The sequence below is a fragment of the Microbulbifer sp. genome (assembly GCF_051659245.1).
Taxonomy (GTDB): domain Bacteria; phylum Pseudomonadota; class Gammaproteobacteria; order Pseudomonadales; family Cellvibrionaceae; genus Microbulbifer.
Map to the genome: position 1 here is coordinate 59,717 of NZ_JBOFOC010000075.1, position 20,053 is coordinate 79,769.

Sequence of the window (20,053 nt, forward strand, 5' to 3'; positions counted from 1 at the left end):
TTATCACTATTTAAATCGAAACCGGTAAGCCTAGCGGGATATCCGCCATTGGCAAGACTTATTTCTCCCGCTGACCACCCTCACCGCCACTGCCGCTTCAGTTGCCGTAGCGCATCCGAGTGCAACTGGCGCGCACGCTCCTGGCTGAGACCCAGTTGCTCGCCGATAACCCGGAAAGAACAGTCCCGGTCTGAGACGAGCCCGTAGCGCAGGTTGAGTACGGTGCGCTGGCGCGCCGGCAGCCGCGCGACGGCTTCCCGCAGGCGCTGGGCCAGTTCCTGGTTGGTGACCAATTCATCGGTATTGAAGAGCTCGTCCGCCGGCGCGTAGTCCAGGCGGGTGCTGTTCTGGTCGTCGGTCACCGGTTCGTCGAGAGAACCTGTGGGGCCGGGCAGCTTGAGCAGGCTCTGCACCCGTTCCCGGTCGAGACCGGTGTACTTCGCCAGGTTTTCGTCCGAGGCGGGCAGGCCCTCAGCGCGCACCTGGCCGATGGCGCGGTAGATGGCCCGCAGGTCATCCTGCACATTGGCGGGCTGGCGCACCAGATCGTCGCTGCGGCGCAGGGCCAGTTGGATCTCCTGCTGTATCCACCAGTAGGCGTAGGTGGAAAACCGGTAACCCATCTGTGGCTTGAAGCGCTCGATCGCCTTCATCAACCCCACGTTGCCCTCCTGGATCAGATCGATAAAGGGCACCGAGGGGTTGCGGAAGCGCTTGGCGATGGCGATCACCAGGCGCAGGTTGCACTGGATCAGTTTCTTTCGCTGCTCCTGGAAGCGTCGCAGCAGGCTCTGCAGGGAGCTGCGATCGCGCTGCGGCAGCTTGCGGTCGGCGAGCAGGTCCTCGGCCCGGGCGATGATCAGGCCGTGATCATAGGCGCCGGTGCTGCCGCGCTGCTCCACTCCTTCACTGCGAAGCTGTACCAGCTCGACGCCGCGCTTCTGCAGCAGGGCGATCAGCTTGTCTTCCAGTTCACGCAGCAGGCAGGTGGTGGTGTGCTCCTCTTCCGGAGTCAGCAGTTCCAGCCGGTACAGATGTTTGAGATAGGTCTGCATCGGCGTGCTGCTGCTCTCGGAGACGGACTCCTCGGCGGCGGATAATTCCGTCGGGTCGAGCGGCTCGGTATCCGGGGGAGCATCGGGGCCGGTGGGTTCCTCCGGGAGATTGTTCCGGGGGAACTGTTCGTCTGTGTCCTTCAGCCATTCTTCATCCCTTGAGTAAAAGTTTTCTCGGGACAAGTGCGTAGACCTTCTGTTGGCTGTGCGACTGACTCGCGGACCTCCGTCATGGCGACCGTTTGGCGCCTAATTCGTGGTCCGGTTCTCTTGAATATAGATGAATGTGGAATTCTGCGCCTGGATAAGGGTGACTGGGAGGTTTTGGCGGTTCGTGAGGCGGCGGGAGCGGATCAGTCGGTGTGGTTGGCGCGAATGTCGTAGCTGAAGTCGATATTCTCGGCCACCCGCAGCGCGCCCAGGGCGGCGCGGAAGGGCTGCAGCCCCAGTTGCCGGTGGCTCAGGGTAAACTGGCCCCGCGCGCGCAGCTGGCGTCCGTCGAACTCCACCGTGGCGGGCAGGCGCATGGCAATACTGTGGCCCAGGATGCGGATGGTCACCGGTATATCGACCCGTTGGCCATTGCTGACCACGGTGCTGCCGCTGAGCTGCACCCGGGGAAACTGGTCGCCTTTCAACAGCGCATCGCCCAACATGTTGGCGCGGGTGCCGGCGACCGCCTTGGCCGAAGGCTGTGCAGAGAAGTCCTCGCCGTAGCGGCTGCGCAGCGCCGGGCTGTCCACCACCAGCGCCGCGACCGGTATGTTCAGCTCGAAGCTGGACTCCTGGGGTGGCGCTTCCAGTTGGACGCTGCCGCTGACGTCACTGGCAGAGATCACGTGATTGTGCCCCAGCCCGGAGAGGACCCCGGCGCGGTACACGCGCCAGTGGATGTCGGAGGTGGCGGAATCTATCCGGTAGCGGCCGGTTTCGGCACTGGCCGCGGCAGAGATAAAGCACAGCAATAGAGCGAGCAACGACAGCCGTTGGCGATACATGGTGGGGTCCTTTATACAAGTGTGCGTGCCATCATAGGGGAGAATATTTTCCGTCGCAGCGGAATTCCAATTCCTGGTTTTTTTTATTTCACGCGCTTCACCCGCATATTGCGTCCGCCATCGGCCTGCTTCATAAAGAAAGAGCCGAACAGTGCCCGCTCGACGATTACGATATCGCCGCTTTTCCAGTTCACCCGGGTGCTGTCATTTTGCCGCCAGACTTGGCCGTTTTCCAGGGTGATCAGCAGTTTTCCATAGGCGGCGTCCCGGATTTCGGCGATCGTGGCGTTGATGGAGTCCGGCGCCTCTTCGGCGATCTGTTGCTGCTCGCGGCCGAAGTTTTGTTCTGCCCGTTGCTCCAGGCTGCTGCCCAGCGCGTCGTAGCAGGCCAGCCGCTCGCTGTCGTTTTGCACCTCGGCGCAGCGCTGCACTTGATCGGCGAGGGAGTCGGCACCGGCAGTACCGGCAAGCAAAAGCCAGGGAATAAACAGAAGACTTCTCATGATGATAGTTTCGCTAGTTTGGGTGGGCAGATTTTGCCTCAGAGGTCGGGGGTAAACAAACGGAAACGTGCTAACAATCACATCTTTGGCCTGACCAGCGTGGAACAATAGGTTCCGTCTATAACCATAAATTCGAACTGTCAGGGGTTGGAAAATGAAGAAACTCATTATTCCCGCAATCGTCATCGCCGCCGTCGGCGGCTATTTTTACTACCAGAATATGGAGCCCGCCACCGCCGAGGACGAGATCGTAAAAGAGATGGATGCCGCAGTGGAAGAGGCCGGTGCGGCCGAAGCGGAAGTGGCCGAAGAAACAGACGTCATTGCCACCTACGATGCGGCTGAGGAGGAGGGCGACATATTCGCCGACGTGCCCGAATTGATGGAGGAGGATGCCGAAGACGCCATGGAAGCCGCTGCCGGCGAAGCGGAGGAAATGGCCGAGGAGGCCATGGGCGAAATGCCGGAAGAAGAGATAGATCACGCGGAAGAGTAATTTTCCGCAGACAAACAATACCCGGGAGGCTCCGGGTATTTTTCTGTCCACTAACCCCGCCACTGCCTGCTCCTGAATATTGAGCTGTCTGCCACTGACCCCGCCAACCGCATCTGCGCATCTGTCCGGTACGGAGGAGACCCTATCTGTCCTATCCGGAGTCCACTTCTTCTACAATGTCGGCGAAGAAAGCGGTGATTGGAAAATTGCGACGTGAATAACAACAGCAGCCAGCTGCTGCACAAGCTGCGTCAATTGCTGCCCCGCGAGCGGCTGCTGGCCGAGCGCGAGCAGTTGGCGCCTTTCGAGAGCGACGCGCTGCCGGTTTACTGCGAGCGCCCGTTGGCGGTGGTGCTGGCGGAGTCGGAGGAGGAAATCGTCGCCGTGGCCCGCCTGTGTGGCGAGCACCGGGTGCCGCTGGTATCCCGCGGTGCCGGCACCGGCCTTTCCGCCGGAGCCAGGCCCCACGGGCGCGGTATTCTACTGGTCACGGCGCCCATGGATCGTATCCTTGCGATCAACACCCATTCGCTGACTGCCCGGGTACAGCCGGGGGTGCCCAATTTGCAGATCTCCCAGGCGGCGGCCCAACACGGACTCTTCTATGCACCGGACCCCTCGTCGCAAATCGCCTGTTCAATTGGCGGCAACGTGGCGGAGAACGCCGGTGGCGTACACTGCCTCAAATACGGCGTCACCGTGCACAATGTGGTCGGCCTGCGCCTGGTGAGCTGGGACGGGGAGATACTCAACTTTGGCGGCGAATGCCTGGCGCAGCCGGGCTACGACCTGCTGGCACTGGTGCACGGCTCCGAGGGCTGCCTGGGAGTCGTCAGCGAAATCACCGTGAAACTGACCCGGGTGCCTGCCGAGACGCGCACCCTGATGGCGGACTTCGCCAGCATCGGTGCCGCCGCGGATGCGGTGTCGGCCATAGTGCGCGCCGGCGTGGTGCCGGCGGCACTGGAGATGATGGACGCCCTGGTGATCTCCGCCACCGAGGCGTTCTGCCAGGCCGGCTACGACCTGGATGCCGCGGCCATTCTGCTGATCGACCTGGACGGCGATCCCCTGGAGGTGGAGGCGGAAGAGGCGCTGGTGGAAGCGGTATTGCACAAATTCCAAGCCACCCGGGTGCAGCGGGCGCAGGGTGAAAACCAGCGCCAGCTCTGGTGGAAGGGGCGCAAGAGCGCCTTCCCGGCCATCGGCCGCCTGGTGCCGGATTACTACTGCATAGACGGCACTGTGCCGCGCCACCGCATTGGCGATGTGTTGCAGGCCATTGCCGAGTTCGCGGAGGGATACCGGTTGCGGGTGGCCAATGTGTTTCACGCCGGCGACGGCAACCTGCACCCGATCATCATGTTCGATGGCCGCGAGCCGGACGCGCTGGAGCGGGTCGAAGCGCTGGCTGCGGATATCCTCGAATATTGTATCCAGGTGGGCGGCACCATTACCGGCGAGCACGGCGTGGGCACGGAGAAGTTCAACCAGATGGCGATCCAGTTTGGCGACGCGGAAATAGAGCAGTTCCTGGCAGTAAAACGAGCCCTGGATCCGCACGGATTGCTGAACCCGGACAAATTGATTCCCTCGCTGGCGCACTGCCGCGAGTACCGCGCACTGAGGAAAGTCCATGGCTGAGCGGAATTGCACGCGCGAGTGCCGTAGGGTGCGCCGCGCGCACCGCAGTGGGGTGGGTTTTTACTCCGGCGCATCCCGGTGCGTGCGGCGCACCCTACGGCAGCAATTTGTCGAGGAGTCCCATGGTTGAACAGGACCGCACTCTGGAATTGCAGGCCGCGCTGGAACAGGCGCTGGCCGGGGACATGCCCGTCACAATCCGCGGTGGCGGCAGCCGTGCCCATTTCAATCTGGCATTGGGGGACAACCCGCTCAGCACGGCCGCTCACCGCGGTGTGATCGACTACCAGCCGGACGAATTGATGTTGCGTGTGCGTGCGGGCACGCCTATTGCCGAACTGGAAACGTTGCTCGCCGCCGAGGGGCAGCGCTTTGCCGCGGATATTCCGCAACCCGCCGAACACAGCACCATAGGCGGTGCCATCGCCTGCGGTTGGGACGGCCCGGCGCGCCCCGCCGGTATGTCCCTGCGCGATACGGTGCTCGGCTGCCGCATGTTGAACGGCCGCGGCCAGTTGGTCAGTTTTGGAGGCCAGGTGATGAAGAACGTGGCCGGCTATGACTTTTCGCGGCTGCAGGTGGGCGCCCTCGGCACCCTGGGTATGCTGCTCGATGTATCCCTGCGCCTGCTGCCGCAACCGGAGTGCACGGAGAACCGCAGCTTTACTGTAAGCGCCGCGCAATTGCCGGACTGGTGGGAAAAACTGCGCGCATTGCGCCCGCTGCTGCGCACCAGCTGTTTTGTGGGCACGAGTGGCTCGGTGGGCGTCGGCGGCTTAATGGAGGGAAAGCTTCACCTGCGCTTCAGCGGGCGCAAGTCGGCGCTGAAGGCGGCGCTGCAAAAGCTCGGCGGCGAGCCGAGTGCCTTCGACTGGTGCGCGTTGCGCAACCTGCGCCATGAATTCTTTAGCGCCCCGCAACTCGCCTGCGTTGTCCTGCCGCATTTCGCAGAGCTGGATATTCCCTTTGAAGAGACTCTGATCGACTGGGAGGGCGCGCGTATCTGGGTGCGCAACGGCGATGGCGCGGCCCTGCAGCGTGCGGCGGTGGAGCGGGGCGGATTTGTGCGCGTGCTGCGCGGTCCCGCGCTGTCGGCTGCCAGTGGTAGCGGCGACTGGCCGCGGCGGATCAAAAATGCTTTCGATCCCCGGGGGCTGTTTAACCGCGAACTCTTTAACAGGTATTTCGGTGGAGGGCAGGTATGCAGGTAAAACTGCTCGACGGACTGCTGGAAGAGAGCGACGCACAGCGCGCCGAGCAGGTGCTGAACGCCTGCGTACACTGCGGTTTCTGCACCGCCACCTGTCCCACCTATCTGCTCGCCGGCAACGAACTGGACAGTCCCCGCGGGCGTATTTACCTGATCAAGGAAATGCTGGAAACCGGCAGTGCCGGCGAACTGACCCGCACCCACCTGGACCGCTGCGTGACCTGCCGCAGCTGTGAGACCACCTGTCCTTCCGGGGTGGAATACCACAAGCTGGTGGCCATAGGCCGGGCCACCAGTGACCGCCTGGCGCCGCGCAACGTTTTCCAGCGCGGCCTGCGCGCCGCGCTGCGCAAGCTGATGTTGTCGCCTCGGCTGTTTGGTGGCCTGCTCGCCGCGGGGCGTGTCGCGTCACCGCTACTGCCGGCTTCCCTGCGCCGGGTGTATTTCCCCCCACGTAAGCGCGCCCGGCCGCTGCCGGGCAAACCGGTGGAAGCCCGGACCGCGGCGGTGATTTTACTGCCCGGCTGTGTGCAGCCGTCGCTGCGCCCGGAAATTGACACTGCTTTTGCGCGTATTCTGGACTTCTTCGGTGTGCCCTTATTGCAACCGCCCGCCGCCGGCTGTTGCGGCGCGGTCAGTCAGCACACCAGCGCTGAGGAGGAGGCGCGGGAACTGGCGCGAAGGAATGTCGACTGCTGGTGGAAGCTGGTGCAGAACCGCGAGGTGCGCGCGATAGTTTCCACTGCGACAGGTTGCGGCGCCCAGTTGCATGACTATCCGTTGTTGCTGGCCGATGACCCGCACTACGCGGCGCGCGCGCAGGCGCTGAATCAGCTGATGCGCGATCCGGTGGAGCTGCTGGAGGAATTGCTGCAAGAGAAACCCCTGCGCTTGCCCGCCGATGCCCTGACCGGCAGTTTTGCCTTCCACTGCCCCTGCACTCTGCAACACGGCCTGGGTTTGAACGGCCGGGTGGAGCGACTGCTGGCGGAATTTGGTCTGGATCTACCGCCGATCAATGACGCGCATTTGTGCTGCGGTTCCGCCGGCACCTATTCGATATTGCAGCGGAAATTCTCCCAGGCGCTGCGTCGCAGGAAGTTGGCCAATCTGCAGGCGAGCGAGCCGCAGACCATTCTCACCGCGAATATCGGCTGTCTGCTGCATTTGCAGGGAGGTACGGAGACGCCGGTACGCCATTGGTTGGAATTGCTGGCGGAGGCGCTGCCAAACGATTAGCACAAGAGTATAAATTGACTGCGCTTTGTAGGAGCGGCCCATGGCCGCGATCAACATAAGCTACGAAGTGAGGCCGATCGCGGCCATGGGCGGATGGCCGCCCCGCCGCTCCTACAGGGTGCTGTTGTTCGATTACGTCGTGATCGCGAAGTGAAGGGGGATTATTGCGAGGCCTTTCCCTGTTTGCCATTCTCCACCCGCTGCAGCGCCAGGCGCAGAAATCCGTCCGCCTCGTTGAGTGCGCGTTCCGCGGCTTCCCTGTCCAGGCCGCTCAGAATCATCATGATCGCCAGTTTGGCATTGTGGCCGCATTGGCTGAGTACCCGGTCCGCTTCCTCGAACGACACGCCGGTGGCCTCCATCACAATGCGCCGCGTGCGCCCGACCAGCTTGGCGTTGGTGGCCTTGACGTCCACCATCAGGTTGAAAAAACTCTTGCCCAGGCGAATCATGCTGGCGGTGGTCAGCATATTGAGTACCAGTTTTTGCGCGGTGCCGGATTTCATACGGGTGGAGCCGGTGAGCACTTCCGGGCCGACATCGGGCAGTATGGCGATATCCGCCTCATCGGCGATGGCGGCGGTGGTATTGCAGGACAGCGCTACCACGGTGCAGCCGAGTTCGCGCGCGTAGCGCAGGCCGCCGATCACATAGGGGGTGCGGCCGCTGGCGGCGATGCCCACCACCAGGTCGCGGGCATTCAGGTTGATATCCTGCAGGTCCCGGCGGCCCAGTTCCGGGTCGTCCTCGGCTCCCTCCTGGGCGCGCAGGAAGGCCGCCTCGCCGCCGGCGATCAGTCCCACCACCATATCTTCACCGACCCCATAGGTGGGCGGGCACTCGACCGCGTCCAGAATCCCCAGGCGGCCGCTGGTGCCGGCGCCCATATAGACCAGGCGGCCGCCCGCTTTGAATGCTTCGACGATCGCGTCCACCGCCGCGCCGATTTGCGGCAGCACCCGGCCCACCGCTTGCGGCACCTCCCGGTCGGCCCGATTGATCTTTCGCAGGACTTCCAAGGTCGGCAGAAGGTCTATGTCCAGGGTGTCGGGGTTGCGCGCCTCGCTGGTGAGGCCGCCGAGTTCGCGGATCAGTTCGGGGTCCACGGATTTATCCCCCCTTTGTCGTGGATATCCAGCTTTCAGAATAGAGTCCCCGGGGCGCGGTTACCAGTGGCGGCGAAGCTCAGCGGTACCGATCGGCCCTGCCGCCTGTGGCCATCCGGGAAATATTTACCGATCAGGTTTCTTCCCGGATGGCCGCGGGCGGCAGGGCCTTACATTGTGCCCGGTGAAAAGGCTGCGCTATTTGGTCTGGGCGTTGAACTGCTTGCCGCTGACGCCGAGGCTGTCTTCTCCCATCAGGTACAGGTAGGTGGGCATTATTTCTTCCGGTGTGGCCACCGTCTGTGGATTTTCCGCCGGGTAGGCAGCGGCGCGCATGTTGGTGCGGGTGGCGCCGGGGTTGATGCTGTTGACGCGGATGTTGGAGACGCCGTCCAGTTCGTCCGCCAGCACCTGCATCAGGCCTTCGGTGGCGAATTTGGATACCGAGTAGGCGCCCCAGTAGGCGCGGCCTTGGAGGCCGACGCCGGAACCGGTAAAGATGATTGAGCCCGCTTTGGATTTCTCCAGCAGCGGCAGCAGGGTTTTGCTGAGACCGAAGGCGGCGTTGACGTTGACCTGCATCACCTGTTGCCAGGTGGCGAAGTTGTAGTTGGCGATGGGGGTGCGCTGGCCGAGCAGGCCGGCGTTGTGCAACAGGCCGTCCAGGCGGCCGAATTCCTGGTCCACCGCCTCGGCGAAGTGCTCGAAATTTTCGATGCGCGCCTCGTTCAGGTCCATGGGAAAGATCGCCGGCTGGGGGCCGCCGGCGGCTTCGATCTCGTCGTAGACCGCTTCCAGTTTAGGGGTGGTGCGCCCGAGCAGGATCACTGTGGCGCCGTGGGTGGCGAAGGTCTTTGCCGCCGCCTTGCCGATTCCGTCGCCGGCGCCGGTGACCAGGATGATTTTGTCCTTGAGCAGGTCTTTGGGGGCTCGATAGTCGCGGATAACTTCAGACATGCAAATTCCAGAGTTTGTGGTGTATCCGATCGCGGCCAGGCGGGCCGGGACAGCGCCCTGTAGGAGCGGGCCATGCCCGCGATCGAGCCCTCGGCTGGCAGCAAGCCCGATCGCGGCCATGGGCGGATGGCCACCCCACGGATGGCCGCCCCGCGGATGGCCGCCCCACGGATGGCCGCCCCACGGATGGCCGCCCCACCGCTCCTACAAGGCAGGGCTTCCGAGTTCCGAGTCCCGAGTCCCGAGTCCCGTTTTTCCAATGTAGCGCCGCTGCAGCAGCGGCCAGATTTCTTCCGCGGAATCCACCAGGTGATCGGCGTTCCAGCCGGCCGGATCGTCGCCGTCATCGATATAGCCGTAGTTGCAGGCGATGGTGGGCATGCCGGCGGCGCGGCCGGCGTCGATATCCCGCGGATGGTCCCCCAGGTAGATGGCCTCTTCGGGGTGGCAACCGATTTGTGCGCAGGCGAGCAGCATGGGCTCCGGATGCGGCTTGCGGTTGACCACGTGTTCGGGGCAGATGACCGCGCCCACCGCGGGCAGGTGCGGGAATGCGCGCAGCAGCGGCGCCGTGTAGACGAGCGGTTTGTTGGTGACTATGCCCCAGGCGATATTGGCCGCGGCCAGTTGACCGAGCAGGGGCTCTATGCCGGGGAAGGGCAGGGTTTTCACCGCGAGGTGGTCCAGGTAGAGGTCGAGGAATCGCTTGCGCAAGGATTCGAAGTGGGCGTCGCCCTCCTGTATGCCGAAGCCCAGTTCGACCATGGCGCGGGCGCCGTTGGAGACCACGGCGCGAATGGCGGCGTCCGGCAGCGGCGGCAGCTGCTCCTGCTGGCGCAGCTGGTTCAGGACGTGGATAAAGTCCGGTGCGGTATCGAAGAGGGTGCCATCCAAATCAAACAGTACTGCTTTCATAATCTGTGTAAATCGTACTTCTGGCTGCGTTCAGGCAGATTTGACCGCGTGCAGCAGGTAATTGACGTCCACGTCGCGGGGATTCAGTTTATAGCTGCGGGTCAGTGGATTGTAGGTCATGCCGGTGATGTCGCGGATTTCCAGTCCCGCGTCACGGAGCCAGGTGCCCATTTCTGAGGGGCGGATAAACCTGGCGTACTCGTGCGTGCCCTTGGGCAGCATTTTCAGTACATATTCCGCGCCCACCACCGCGAACAGCCAGCCTTTGGCGGTGCGATTGATGGTGGAGAAGAACAGGTGGCCGCCGGGTTTGACCAGGTCGGCGCAGGCGCGGATTACCGAGGCCGGGCCGGGGACGTGTTCGAGCATTTCCAGGCAGGTGACGATATCGAAGCTCTCGGGCTGTTCGGCCGCCAGCTCTTCCGCCGGAATGCGCCGGTACTTCACCTGCGCGCCGCTCTCCAGGGCGTGCAGCTTGGCCACCTCGAGGGGCGCTTCGCCCATATCGATGCCGGTCACCCGGGCGCCGCGCTGGGCCATGGCCTCGGCCAGGATGCCGCCACCGCAACCCACATCCAGCAGCTTTTGGCTGGCCACCGGCGCGCGCTGGTCGATATAGTTGGCGCGCAGGGGGTTGATCTCGTGCAGCGGCTTGAACTCGCCCTCGCGATCCCACCAGCGGCTGGCGAGTTGCTCGAATTTGGCGATTTCCGCGGGGTCGACGTTGGTCATGGATTTCCCGTTACTTCGTTCGGCCTTTGTGCCCGGATTACAGTTCCGGGCAGCAGCGCCTTCGCATTTGGCTTTGTTCCAGCCCCTCAAACAAGGCCCGCAATTCTATCACGCCACTCCCGGGCGCGCAGGATCAGCTCCGCTTCGTTGAGAGTCTGCAACTGGCGGCCCTTCAGCAACTGCCGGCCCGCTACCCAGACATCCGTGACCCGGTGTCCACAGTGGGTATAGATCAGCTGCGATACCGGGTCGTGCAGGGGCTGCTGTTCCAGGGCGCTGAGGTCCACCGCCGCCAGGTCCGCGCTCTTGCCCGCTTCCAGGCTGCCGGCGGTGTCCTCGATACCCAGGGCGCGCGCGCCATTGATGGTGGCCATGGCCAGGGCCCGATGGGCGGGCAGGGCGGAGGCGTCGCCACTTGTCGCCTTGGCCAGGAGGGCGGCGGTGCCGGCTTCGGAGAACAGGTCCAGGCCGTTGTTGCTGGCGGCGCCATCGGTGCCCAGGGCCACATTCACCCCGGCGGTGAGCAGCCGGTCCGCCGGGCAGAAGCCGGAGGCCAGCTTGAGGTTGGATTTGGGGCAGTGGGCCACGTGGGCTCCGCTCTCCCGCAGCAGTTCGATGTCCCCTTCGTTCACCTCGGTCATATGTACGCACAGGGTCTGGGGCCCGAGCAGGCCCAGGCGCTGCAGCCGCCCGGTGGGGCGCTCGCCGGTTTCCGACAGCGCGCGCTCCACTTCGCCGGCGGTTTCGTGCAGGTGCATCTGTACCGGCACCTGCAGTTCCGCGGCGTAGATGGCGATCTTCTCCAGGGTGGTGTCGCCCACGGTGTAGGGGGCGTGGGGCGCGAAGACCACGCCGATGCGCTCGTGGGCCCGGTAGTCGTCACGCAGGGCCAGGCCCTTTTCCAGCGCATCGTCGCCGTTGCGGCTCCAGGGGGTGGGGAAGTCGATCACCGGAAAGGCGATCTGCGCGCGCATGCCCGCCTCCCGCGCCGCGGCGGCGGTGGCCTCGGGGAAGAAGTACTGGTCGGAGAAGGTGGTGGTGCCGCTCCTGAGCATTTCCGCCATTGCCAGTCGGCTGCCGTCGGCGGCGAATTCCGGGTCCACCCATTTCTGCTCGGCGGGCCAGATATGCTGCTCCAGCCACTCCATCAGCGGGCGATCGTCCGCCAGGCCGCGCAGCAGGGCCATGGCGGCGTGGGTGTGGGTATTGATCAGCCCGGGGATCAGGGCGTGGCGGTCCAGGCGGATCTCTTCTCTCGCCCGGTAGCGCTCAGAGGCCTCCGCCGAGGGCAGAAGGGCGAGGATCTTTCCCCCGTCGATTGCCAGGGAGCAATTTTCGAACACTTTTTGTTCGGGGATGACGGGGATAATCCAGCGGGCGTGTATCAGTGTGTCGATCATGTAGGTTGTAGCAGGCAGTGTTGACGATTGGCGGATGATACCAGTCTTGGCCCTCGGTGCATGTAAGTTGGGGGAGTGGCGGCCCCGCTGCCGGCGGCCGTTCGCTCAACAGCCTCATCGGCAAATGTTTCCCGAACGGCCACCGGCATCAGGGCCTTCGCATCTGACTCCGTTATTCTTTCCCGGGTCCCGAGTCCCGAGTCCCGAACTCCGAAACTGTGGTAGAATCGCCCGCTTATCCGGCCCCGGTACAGGGCCCGCGTTATAAAAAGGAACGCTGTAGACCATGGGCGAATTAGCCAAAGAAATCTCTCCGATCAATATCGAAGAAGAACTCAAGCAGTCCTATCTAGACTATGCGATGAGCGTGATTGTGGGCCGGGCGCTGCCGGATGTGCGCGACGGCCTGAAGCCGGTGCACCGGCGTGTGCTCTTCGCCATGAACGAACTCAAGAACGACTGGAACAAGCCGTACAAAAAATCCGCACGCGTCGTGGGCGACGTAATCGGTAAATACCATCCCCATGGGGATACCGCGGTGTACGACACCATCGTGCGTATGGCCCAGCCTTTCTCCCTGCGCTACATGCTGGTGGATGGCCAGGGCAACTTCGGCTCCATCGACGGAGACAGCCCGGCGGCCATGCGTTACACCGAAATCCGCATGGACAAGCTGGCCCACGAGCTGCTGTCGGACCTGGATAAGGAGACCGTCAACTTTATCGACAACTACGACGGCTCCGAGCGGATGCCGGAAGTGTTGCCGTCGCGGGTGCCCAACCTGCTGGTGAATGGCTCCTCCGGTATCGCCGTGGGCATGGCCACCAATATCCCGCCGCACAATATGAGCGAGGTGGTGCGCGGCTGCCTGGCGCTGATCGACAACCCGGAGCTGTCCATCGACGAACTGATGGAGTACATCCCCGGGCCGGATTTTCCCACCGGTGCCACCATCAACGGCCGCGCCGGTATCCTGATGGCCTACCGCACCGGCCGCGGGCGCATCTATGTGCGCGCCAAGGCGGATGTGATTCGCGATGACAAGACCAATCGCGAGACCATTATCATCACCGAGATCCCCTACCAGCTGAACAAGGCGCGCCTGATCGAGCGCATCGCCGAGCTGGTGAAGGAGAAGAAGATCGAGGGCATCTCTGAACTGCGCGACGAGTCCGACAAGGACGGCCTGCGGGTGGTGATCGAGCTGAAGCGCGGCGAGCTTGGGGATGTGGTGCTCAACAACCTCTACTCCCAGACCCAACTGGAGAACGTGTTCGGTATCAATATGGTGGCGCTGGTGGACGGCCAGCCCAAGGTGCTGAACCTCAAGCAGCTACTCGAGTATTTTGTCCGCCACCGCCAGGAGGTGGTGACCCGTCGCACCGTGTACCTGCTGCGCAAGGCGCGCGAGCGCGGGCATATCCTCGAGGGACTGGCCATCGCCATCGCCAATATCGACCCGGTGATCGAATTGATCAAGGCCTCGTCAACACCGACAGATGCCCGGGAGGCGCTGCTTGCCAAGGGCTGGCCGGTGGGCGAGGTGCAGCAGTTCCTGGAGCGCGCGGGCGCCGACGCCTGCCGCCCGGACGACCTGCCCGCGGAGTACGGCCTGCGCGACGGCGCCTATTACCTTTCCCCGGCCCAGGCCCAGGCGATCCTGGAGTTGCGCCTGCACCGCCTGACCGGTATGGAGCACGACAAGCTGCTCGCCGAGTACAGCGAGCGCCTGGAGCAGATCGCCGAATACCTGCACATCCTCGGCAGCTTCGAGCGCCTGATGCAGGTGATCCGCGAGGAGCTGGAGACACTGGATAAGGAGTTCGGCGATGCCCGCCGCACCGATATCGTCGCCTCCCGCCAGGATCTCACTGTGGAGGACCTGATTACACCGGAAGACAAGGTGGTGACCATCTCCCACGGCGGCTACGCCAAGAGCCAGCCGCTGGCGGATTACCAGGCTCAGCGCCGCGGTGGTATGGGCAAATCCGCCACCCAGGTGAAGGACGAGGATTTCGTCGAGCACCTGCTGATTGCCAATTCCCACGACACCATTCTGTGTTTCTCCAATAAAGGAAAGGTGTACTGGTTGAAGGTTTACGAAGTGCCCACCGCCGGCCGCGCTTCCCGCGGGCGGCCGATGGTCAATATGCTTCCGCTGGAAGCGGACGAGCGCATCAGCAGCATGCTGCCGGTATCCGAATACGATGAGGACTACTTTATCTTCTTTGCCACCGCCAACGGCACGGTGAAGAAAACTCCGTTGACTGCCTTCTCCCGTCCGCGCAGCGTGGGCCTGCGCGCGATAGAACTGGAGGAGGGCGATCGCCTGGTGGCCACTGCGATCACCGACGGCGAGCGCGATGTGGTGCTGTTTACCAGCGCCGGCAAGGCGGCGCGCTTCTCCGAGAGCAATGTGCGCTCGATGGGCCGCGTGTCCCGCGGTGTGCGCGGTATCCGCATGGCCGAGGGCAAGCAGGTGATCGCCATGGTGATCCCGGAAGAGGGCGGTGCGGTGATGACGGTGACCGAAAACGGCTACGGCAAGCGCACTGCCATTGAGGACTTCCCCACCAAGGGCCGCGGCACCCAGGGCGTGATCGCCATGGCGGAGAGCGAGCGCAACGGCGAACTGGTGGGCGCCTGCCAGGTGCACCCGGGCGAGGAGATCATGCTGATTTCCGACCAGGGTACCCTGGTGCGCACCCGCGTGGATGAGGTGTCTGTCCTGAGTCGCAACACCCAGGGCGTACGGGTGATCCGCCTGAAAGAAGGGGAGCACCTGGTGGGGCTGGCCCGTATCCAGGAGAGCGAGGAAGCCGAAGAGGGAGAGGAGTAATTCCTTTTCGGTACTTACAAAAAGGCTGCGTTACAACGCGGCCTTTTTTGACCGGTCCTTAGAGGTTTGTCAATTTCTGTAGGATGGGCAAAGCGGAGCGTGCCCATCGGCGCTGAGTGCCAGCAAGTGGGCTTATAGGCGGCCTTGCTACCGGGGGCTGTTTGCGGGACACGGGCTGGGCGCCCCCCCGTGAATCCATCCCTGGAGGCTTGTCCGCGAGGTCCCTCTCGCAGACAGTCCCGCAAACAGCCCCCGGCATCAGGGCCTTCGCATCCAGGTTTAATGTCTTGTTTGAAATTCGTTAAATTGAGATCTGTATTTGCAATGAGAAAATACAATTTCTGCTCCGGCCCCGCCGCACTGCCCGAACCGGTACTGCGCAGGGCCCAGGAAGAGCTGCTGGACTGGGAGGGGCGTGGCTGCTCGGTGATGGAGGTGAGCCACCGTTCGCCGGAATTCGAGGCCATGGCCGCGCGTGCGGAGCAGGACCTGCGCCACCTGCTCGCCATCCCGGACAATTACAAGGTACTGTTTCTGCAGGGTGGTGCCACTGCGCAGTTCAGTGCCGTGCCCTGGAACCTGCTGGGTGCCGGGCAAAAGAAAATCGATTTTATCCACTCGGGGCAGTGGGCTAAGAAGGCGATGGAGGAGGCCGGGCGCTACGGCGAGGTCAATATCGTTGCCTCCAGCGAGGATCGCAATTTCAGCTATGCCCCGTCGGCGGACAGCTGGCAGCAGAGCGACGACGCGGCCTATTTCCATTACGTGCCCAACGAAACCATCGGCGGGGTGGAATTCGGCTATGTGCCGGAAGTGAGTTGCCCGCTGGTTGCGGATATGTCCTCCAGTATTCTGTCCCAGCCGATTCCGGTGGAGAATTTCGGGGTGATTTTCGCCGGTGCTCAAAAAAATATCGGCCCTTCCGGCATTGCGGTGGCCATAGTGCGCGACGATCTGCTGGACCGGGCGCTGCCGGATATTCCCCGCAGCCTCAGCTGGAAAGTCGCTGCGGACGCCCGTTCCATGGATAATACACCTCCCACTTTTGCCTGGTACCTCTCCGGCCTGGTGTTCCAGTGGCTGAAAGAGCAGGGGGGCGTATCGGCCATGGCGGAGCTGAGTTGGCGCAAGTCTGCGCTGCTGTACAACTTTATCGACCGCAGTGATTTCTATTCCAGCCCAGTGGCCGAGGGCAGCCGCTCGCGGATGAATATACCCTTTGTGCTGGCGGACGAGCGGCTGGACAGGCAGTTTCTGCAGGAGTCGGAAGCCGCCGGACTGCTGAACCTGAAGGGCCACCGATCCGTGGGCGGCATGCGTGCTTCGCTCTACAATGCGGTGCCGGTGGAGGCGGTTGAGGCACTGGTGAATTTTATGGCTGATTTTGAGAAACGGGTGGGCTGATGCCATTGGGTTGAACGACAGCCTCGCTGCAAAGGTCCTGACAGCAGGACCGCCCATTTATCTATTGGAACAGGTAGGATGTCTGAACAATCGAACAACATCGATCCGCGCCTGCTGGAATTGCGCGACCGAATCGACGAGATCGACGGGGATATCGCCCGTCTGATTTCCGAGCGGGCGGAGTGCGCGCTGAAGGTGGCGGAAGTGAAAAAGGCCACTGGCGGCGACGCTCTCTACTACCGCCCCGAACGCGAGGCGCAGGTGCTGCGCAAGGCCATGGAGCGCAATCAGGGGCCGCTGACCGACGAGGAGATGGCGCGGCTGTTCCGCGAGATCATGTCCGCGTGCCTGGCTCTGGAAGAGCCGGTCAAGGTGGCCTACCTGGGGCCGGAGGGCACCTTTACCCAGCAGGCGGCGCTCAAGCATTTCGGCAACTCCGCGCAGTGCCGGCCGCTGGCGGCCATCGACGAAGTGTTCCGCGAAGTGGAAGCGGGCGCGGTGAATTATGGCGTGGTGCCGGTGGAAAATTCCACCGAGGGGGTGATCAATCACACCCTGGACAATTTCATTACCTCGAACCTGGTGATCTGCGGTGAGGTGGAGCTGCGTATTCACCAGCACCTGATGATTTCCGATATCACCCGCGCGGACGCGATTACCCGGATCTATTCCCACGCCCAGAGCCTGGCCCAGTGTCGCAAGTGGCTGGACTCCCACTACCCCAATGTGGAGCGGGTGGCGGTGGCCAGTAATGCGGAGGCCGCCAAGCGGGTGAAGGGCGAGTGGAACGCGGCGGCCATCGCTGGCGACATGGCGGCGGGACTCTACGGCCTGAAGGTACTGGCGGAGAAAATCGAGGATCGCCCGGACAACTCCACCCGCTTCCTGATTATCGGCTCCCAGGCGGTGCCGGCCAGCGGCGACGACAAGACTTCGCTGATGGTGTCCATGCGCAACGAGCCGGGTGCATTGCACGATCTGCTGGAGCCGTTCCAGCGCCACGAGATCGACCTTACCCGGGTGGAAACGCGGCCGTCGCAATCCGGTAACTGGACCTATGTATTCTTTATCGACTTTGTCGGCCACCGGGATTCGGAAAATGTCGCCGCAGCCCTTAAAGAGGTTGGAGCCGGCGCTTCGGATATGAAGATATTGGGTTCCTATCCGCGCGGGGTACTGTAAGTGCCCGGCAGAGCGATCGGCCGCCTGGTGGTCGTGGGTGTCGGCCTGATCGGCGGCAGTCTCGCGTTGGCGTTGAAAGCCGCCGGTGCCTGCCGCGAGGTGATCGGCGTGGCGCGCCACCGGCGCACCTGTGAACAGGCGCTGGAATTGGGAATTGTCGATCGCGCCGCTACCGAGCTGACCGAGGTGTTGCCGGAATTGGGGCCCGGCGACCTGGTGTTTGTCGCCGTGCCCACCCTGGCGGTGGAGGAGGTGTTCGGAATTCTGCGCGAACACCTGCCCGCTGGTGTCACGGTAACCGACGGGGCCAGCGTCAAGGGCAGTGTGGTTGCGGCGGCTAAAAGGATCTGGGGCGAGGTGCCTGACTTCCTGGTGCCCGGACATCCCATCGCCGGTTCCGAGCAGAGTGGCGTCGCCGCCGCGCGGGACGATTTGTATATCGCCCACCGTATTATCCTCACGCCGCTGGAGAATACCGGGCCGGAGCATTTGCGGCGCGTCCGGCAAGTGTGGCGGGCGGTGAATGCTGAAGTGCTGGATATGCCCGTGGAAGAGCACGACGAGGTGCTCGCCGCCACCAGCCATCTGCCCCATGTGATCGCCTTCGGCCTGGTGGATACCCTGGCCCACGACGCCGAGAACGAGAACATTTTCCGCTACGCTGCGGGGGGCTTCCGCGATTTCACGCGCATCGCTTCCAGCGATCCGGTGATGTGGCGGGATATCATGCTGGCGAACCGGGATGCCATTCTCAAGGCAGTGGATCTCTACAGCGCCAATCTGTCCTCCCTGCGGGCGGCCATCGCCGCTGGCGACAGCGACCAGCTGATGGGCGTGTTTACCCGCGCCAAGGCGGCACGGGATCATTTCAGTAAAATGTTGGCCAAAAAAGCGTACACAGAATCTATGAAAACACAGGAAGTTACTTTTATCGCGCAGCCGGGCGGAGCCGTCGAAGGCAGCCTGCGGGTCCCCGGTGACAAGTCCATGTCCCACCGCTCCATTATGCTGGGCTCCCTCGCCGAGGGGGTTACCGAGGTGGAGGGATTCCTCGAAGGGGAGGACGCCCTGGCCACCCTGCAGGCGTTTCGTGACATGGGCGTGGTGATCGAGGGGCCGGCGAACGGCCGCGTGGTGATTCACGGCGTGGGCCTTCGTGGCCTGCAGGCGCCGCCGGGGCCGCTGTACCTGGGTAATTCCGGTACCTCCATGCGCCTCCTTGCCGGCCTGCTCGCCGGACAGTCGTTCGATGTGACCCTCACCGGTGATGAATCCCTGTCCAAGCGCCCCATGAACCGCGTGGCCGATCCGCTGAGGGAGATGGGCGCGGAGATCGAAACCGGGCCGGACGGCCGCCCGCCACTGCAGATCAAAGGTTCGCGCAAGCTGCACGGCATTGACTACCAGTTGCCGATGGCCAGTGCGCAGGTGAAATCCTGCGTGCTGCTCGCGGGCCTGTACGCCGAGGGAGAGACCGCCACCACCGAGCCGGCGCCGACCCGCGACCACACCGAGCGTATGCTCACCGGTTTCGGCTATTCAGTACGCAGGGATGGCGCCCGCGCCAGCCTGAGTGGCGGTGGCAGGCTGGCTGCCGGCAAAATCGATGTGCCGGCGGATATCTCCTCCGCGGCCTTCTTTATAGTGGCGGCCAGCATCGCTCCTGGTTCAGATGTGCTGCTGGAGCATGTGGGTATCAACCCCACCCGTGACGGCGTGATCAATATCCTGCGCGCCATGGGTGCGGACATCACATTGCAGAACGAACGCGAAGTGGGCGGTGAGCCGGTGGCGGATATCCGTGTGCGCTACGCGCCGCTGAAAGGTATTCGCATTCCGGAAGACCAGGTGCCGCTGGCGATCGACGAATTCCCGGCCATCTTTGTCGCTGCCGCCTGCGCCGAGGGCAAGACGGTGCTGACCGGTGCGGAGGAGCTGCGGGTCAAGGAGAGCGACCGTATCCAGGCCATGGCGGACGGCCTGAGTATCCTCGGTGTCAACGCCGAGCCGACGCCGGACGGCATCGTCATCCAGGGAGCGGGGGAGGGCGCCGCCTTTGGCGGCGGCACCGTGGACAGCCTCGGTGACCACCGCATCGCCATGGCTTTTGCCGTGGCGTCCCTGCGCGCCCGCGATACCATACGCATACTGCACTGCGCCAATGTGGCCACCTCCTTCCCGGATTTTGCCGGGTTGGCAACCCGGGCGGGGCTGCACCTGCAACCGGCGTAGGGTGCGCCGTGCGCACCATTCAGGCTTGACGGTGCGACGGCGCACCCTATCGCCGATTCGGGACTCGAAGAATGTGCCCGTAGGAGCGGCCCATGGCCGCGATCGGATTCCAGGTAAGTCGGGAAGATTGATCGCGGCCAT

Annotated in this window: 16 protein-coding genes; 8 read left to right on the forward strand and 8 right to left on the reverse strand. The window is 63.5% G+C overall.

Annotated features, from left to right (window positions below; translation table 11 throughout):
* Positions 1 to 80: 80 nt before the first annotated feature.
* From ACRC0P_RS07790 to ACRC0P_RS07800, 3 genes are all read right to left on the reverse strand, one after another.
* Entirely contained in the window at positions 81 to 1,238 is a 1,158-nt protein-coding gene (locus tag ACRC0P_RS07790) for a sigma-70 family RNA polymerase sigma factor (protein WP_438629585.1), read from the reverse strand.
* 170 nt (positions 1,239 to 1,408) lie between these two features.
* Positions 1,409 to 2,053: a YceI family protein gene (locus ACRC0P_RS07795; protein ID WP_438629587.1), complete on the reverse strand. Its 645-nt coding sequence runs from the start codon at positions 2,051 to 2,053 to the stop codon at positions 1,409 to 1,411.
* Between the two features lie 83 nt (positions 2,054 to 2,136).
* Positions 2,137 to 2,556 carry a hypothetical protein gene (locus ACRC0P_RS07800; RefSeq protein WP_438629589.1) on the reverse strand — a complete coding sequence of 140 codons (420 nt, stop codon included), beginning with the start codon at positions 2,554 to 2,556 and terminating at the stop codon, positions 2,137 to 2,139.
* A 154-nt stretch (positions 2,557 to 2,710) separates the two neighbouring features.
* On the opposite strand from ACRC0P_RS07800, the gene ACRC0P_RS07805 reads away from it, so the two are divergent.
* The 4 genes from ACRC0P_RS07805 to glcF all read left to right on the forward strand — a co-directional run bounded on the left by ACRC0P_RS07805 (position 2,711) and on the right by glcF (position 7,145).
* Positions 2,711 to 3,052, forward strand: coding sequence for a hypothetical protein (locus tag ACRC0P_RS07805; protein WP_438629591.1), 342 nt, complete (start codon positions 2,711 to 2,713; stop codon positions 3,050 to 3,052).
* A gap of 213 nt (positions 3,053 to 3,265) precedes the next feature.
* Positions 3,266 to 4,696 carry an FAD-linked oxidase C-terminal domain-containing protein gene (locus tag ACRC0P_RS07810; protein WP_438629593.1) on the forward strand — a complete coding sequence of 477 codons (1,431 nt, stop codon included), beginning with the start codon at positions 3,266 to 3,268 and terminating at the stop codon, positions 4,694 to 4,696.
* Positions 4,697 to 4,818: 122 nt separating this feature from the next.
* Entirely contained in the window at positions 4,819 to 5,907 is a 1,089-nt protein-coding gene (gene glcE / locus ACRC0P_RS07815; RefSeq protein WP_438629595.1) for a glycolate oxidase subunit GlcE, read from the forward strand.
* Positions 5,898 to 7,145: a glycolate oxidase subunit GlcF gene (gene glcF, locus ACRC0P_RS07820; RefSeq protein ID WP_438629597.1), complete on the forward strand. Its 1,248-nt coding sequence runs from the start codon at positions 5,898 to 5,900 to the stop codon at positions 7,143 to 7,145. The genes glcE and glcF overlap by 10 nt, the downstream gene beginning before the upstream one ends.
* A gap of 161 nt (positions 7,146 to 7,306) precedes the next feature.
* Here the strand turns inward: glcF and murQ are convergent, their stop codons facing one another.
* The 5 genes from murQ to ACRC0P_RS07845 all read right to left on the reverse strand — a co-directional run bounded on the left by murQ (position 7,307) and on the right by ACRC0P_RS07845 (position 12,255).
* Complete coding sequence (murQ, locus tag ACRC0P_RS07825; protein WP_438629599.1) at positions 7,307 to 8,251, reverse strand: N-acetylmuramic acid 6-phosphate etherase; 945 nt, start codon at positions 8,249 to 8,251, stop codon at positions 7,307 to 7,309.
* Positions 8,252 to 8,449: 198 nt separating this feature from the next.
* Positions 8,450 to 9,208, reverse strand: coding sequence for a YciK family oxidoreductase (locus tag ACRC0P_RS07830; protein ID WP_438629601.1), 759 nt, complete (start codon positions 9,206 to 9,208; stop codon positions 8,450 to 8,452).
* A gap of 204 nt (positions 9,209 to 9,412) precedes the next feature.
* The gene (locus tag ACRC0P_RS07835; RefSeq protein ID WP_438629603.1) at positions 9,413 to 10,123 is read right to left on the reverse strand and encodes an HAD family hydrolase; all 711 of its coding nucleotides are present in this window, start codon (positions 10,121 to 10,123) and stop codon (positions 9,413 to 9,415) included.
* 30 nt (positions 10,124 to 10,153) lie between these two features.
* Positions 10,154 to 10,855 (reverse strand): bifunctional 2-polyprenyl-6-hydroxyphenol methylase/3-demethylubiquinol 3-O-methyltransferase UbiG, encoded by a 702-nt coding sequence (ubiG, locus tag ACRC0P_RS07840; protein ID WP_438629605.1) that lies wholly within the window; start codon positions 10,853 to 10,855, stop codon positions 10,154 to 10,156.
* An 86-nt stretch (positions 10,856 to 10,941) separates the two neighbouring features.
* Positions 10,942 to 12,255, reverse strand: a complete 1,314-nt coding sequence (locus ACRC0P_RS07845; protein ID WP_438629607.1) for a TRZ/ATZ family hydrolase — start codon at positions 12,253 to 12,255, stop codon at positions 10,942 to 10,944.
* A gap of 286 nt (positions 12,256 to 12,541) precedes the next feature.
* On the opposite strand from ACRC0P_RS07845, the gene gyrA reads away from it, so the two are divergent.
* The 4 genes from gyrA to ACRC0P_RS07865 all read left to right on the forward strand — a co-directional run bounded on the left by gyrA (position 12,542) and on the right by ACRC0P_RS07865 (position 19,912).
* Entirely contained in the window at positions 12,542 to 15,094 is a 2,553-nt protein-coding gene (gene gyrA, locus ACRC0P_RS07850) for a DNA gyrase subunit A (protein WP_438629609.1), read from the forward strand.
* A 324-nt stretch (positions 15,095 to 15,418) separates the two neighbouring features.
* On the forward strand, positions 15,419 to 16,498 hold the full coding sequence (gene serC, locus ACRC0P_RS07855; protein ID WP_438629611.1) for a 3-phosphoserine/phosphohydroxythreonine transaminase: 1,080 nt from the start codon (positions 15,419 to 15,421) through the stop codon (positions 16,496 to 16,498).
* A gap of 78 nt (positions 16,499 to 16,576) precedes the next feature.
* Positions 16,577 to 17,680 (forward strand): prephenate dehydratase, encoded by a 1,104-nt coding sequence (gene pheA / locus ACRC0P_RS07860; protein WP_438629613.1) that lies wholly within the window; start codon positions 16,577 to 16,579, stop codon positions 17,678 to 17,680.
* Complete coding sequence (locus tag ACRC0P_RS07865; protein ID WP_438629615.1) at positions 17,681 to 19,912, forward strand: bifunctional prephenate dehydrogenase/3-phosphoshikimate 1-carboxyvinyltransferase; 2,232 nt, start codon at positions 17,681 to 17,683, stop codon at positions 19,910 to 19,912.
* Positions 19,913 to 20,053: the final 141 nt, after the last annotated feature.

Excerpts from the sequence above, each read along its gene's own strand:
- glcE (WP_438629595.1), top strand. The coding sequence starts at position 4,819 with ATGGTTGAACAGGACCGCACTCTGGAATTGCAGGCCGCGCTGGAACAG.
- ACRC0P_RS07845 (WP_438629607.1), bottom strand. The coding sequence starts at position 12,255 with ATGATCGACACACTGATACACGCCCGCTGGATTATCCCCGTCATCCCC.
- ubiG (WP_438629605.1), bottom strand. The coding sequence starts at position 10,855 with ATGACCAACGTCGACCCCGCGGAAATCGCCAAATTCGAGCAACTCGCC.
- serC (WP_438629611.1), top strand. The coding sequence starts at position 15,419 with ATGAGAAAATACAATTTCTGCTCCGGCCCCGCCGCACTGCCCGAACCG.
- ACRC0P_RS07835 (WP_438629603.1), bottom strand. The coding sequence starts at position 10,123 with ATGAAAGCAGTACTGTTTGATTTGGATGGCACCCTCTTCGATACCGCA.
- gyrA (WP_438629609.1), top strand. The coding sequence starts at position 12,542 with ATGGGCGAATTAGCCAAAGAAATCTCTCCGATCAATATCGAAGAAGAA.
- ACRC0P_RS07795 (WP_438629587.1), bottom strand. The coding sequence starts at position 2,053 with ATGTATCGCCAACGGCTGTCGTTGCTCGCTCTATTGCTGTGCTTTATC.
- ACRC0P_RS07830 (WP_438629601.1), bottom strand. The coding sequence starts at position 9,208 with ATGTCTGAAGTTATCCGCGACTATCGAGCCCCCAAAGACCTGCTCAAG.
- ACRC0P_RS07805 (WP_438629591.1), top strand. The coding sequence starts at position 2,711 with ATGAAGAAACTCATTATTCCCGCAATCGTCATCGCCGCCGTCGGCGGC.
- glcF (WP_438629597.1), top strand. The coding sequence starts at position 5,898 with ATGCAGGTAAAACTGCTCGACGGACTGCTGGAAGAGAGCGACGCACAG.
- ACRC0P_RS07800 (WP_438629589.1), bottom strand. The coding sequence starts at position 2,556 with ATGAGAAGTCTTCTGTTTATTCCCTGGCTTTTGCTTGCCGGTACTGCC.
- pheA (WP_438629613.1), top strand. The coding sequence starts at position 16,577 with ATGTCTGAACAATCGAACAACATCGATCCGCGCCTGCTGGAATTGCGC.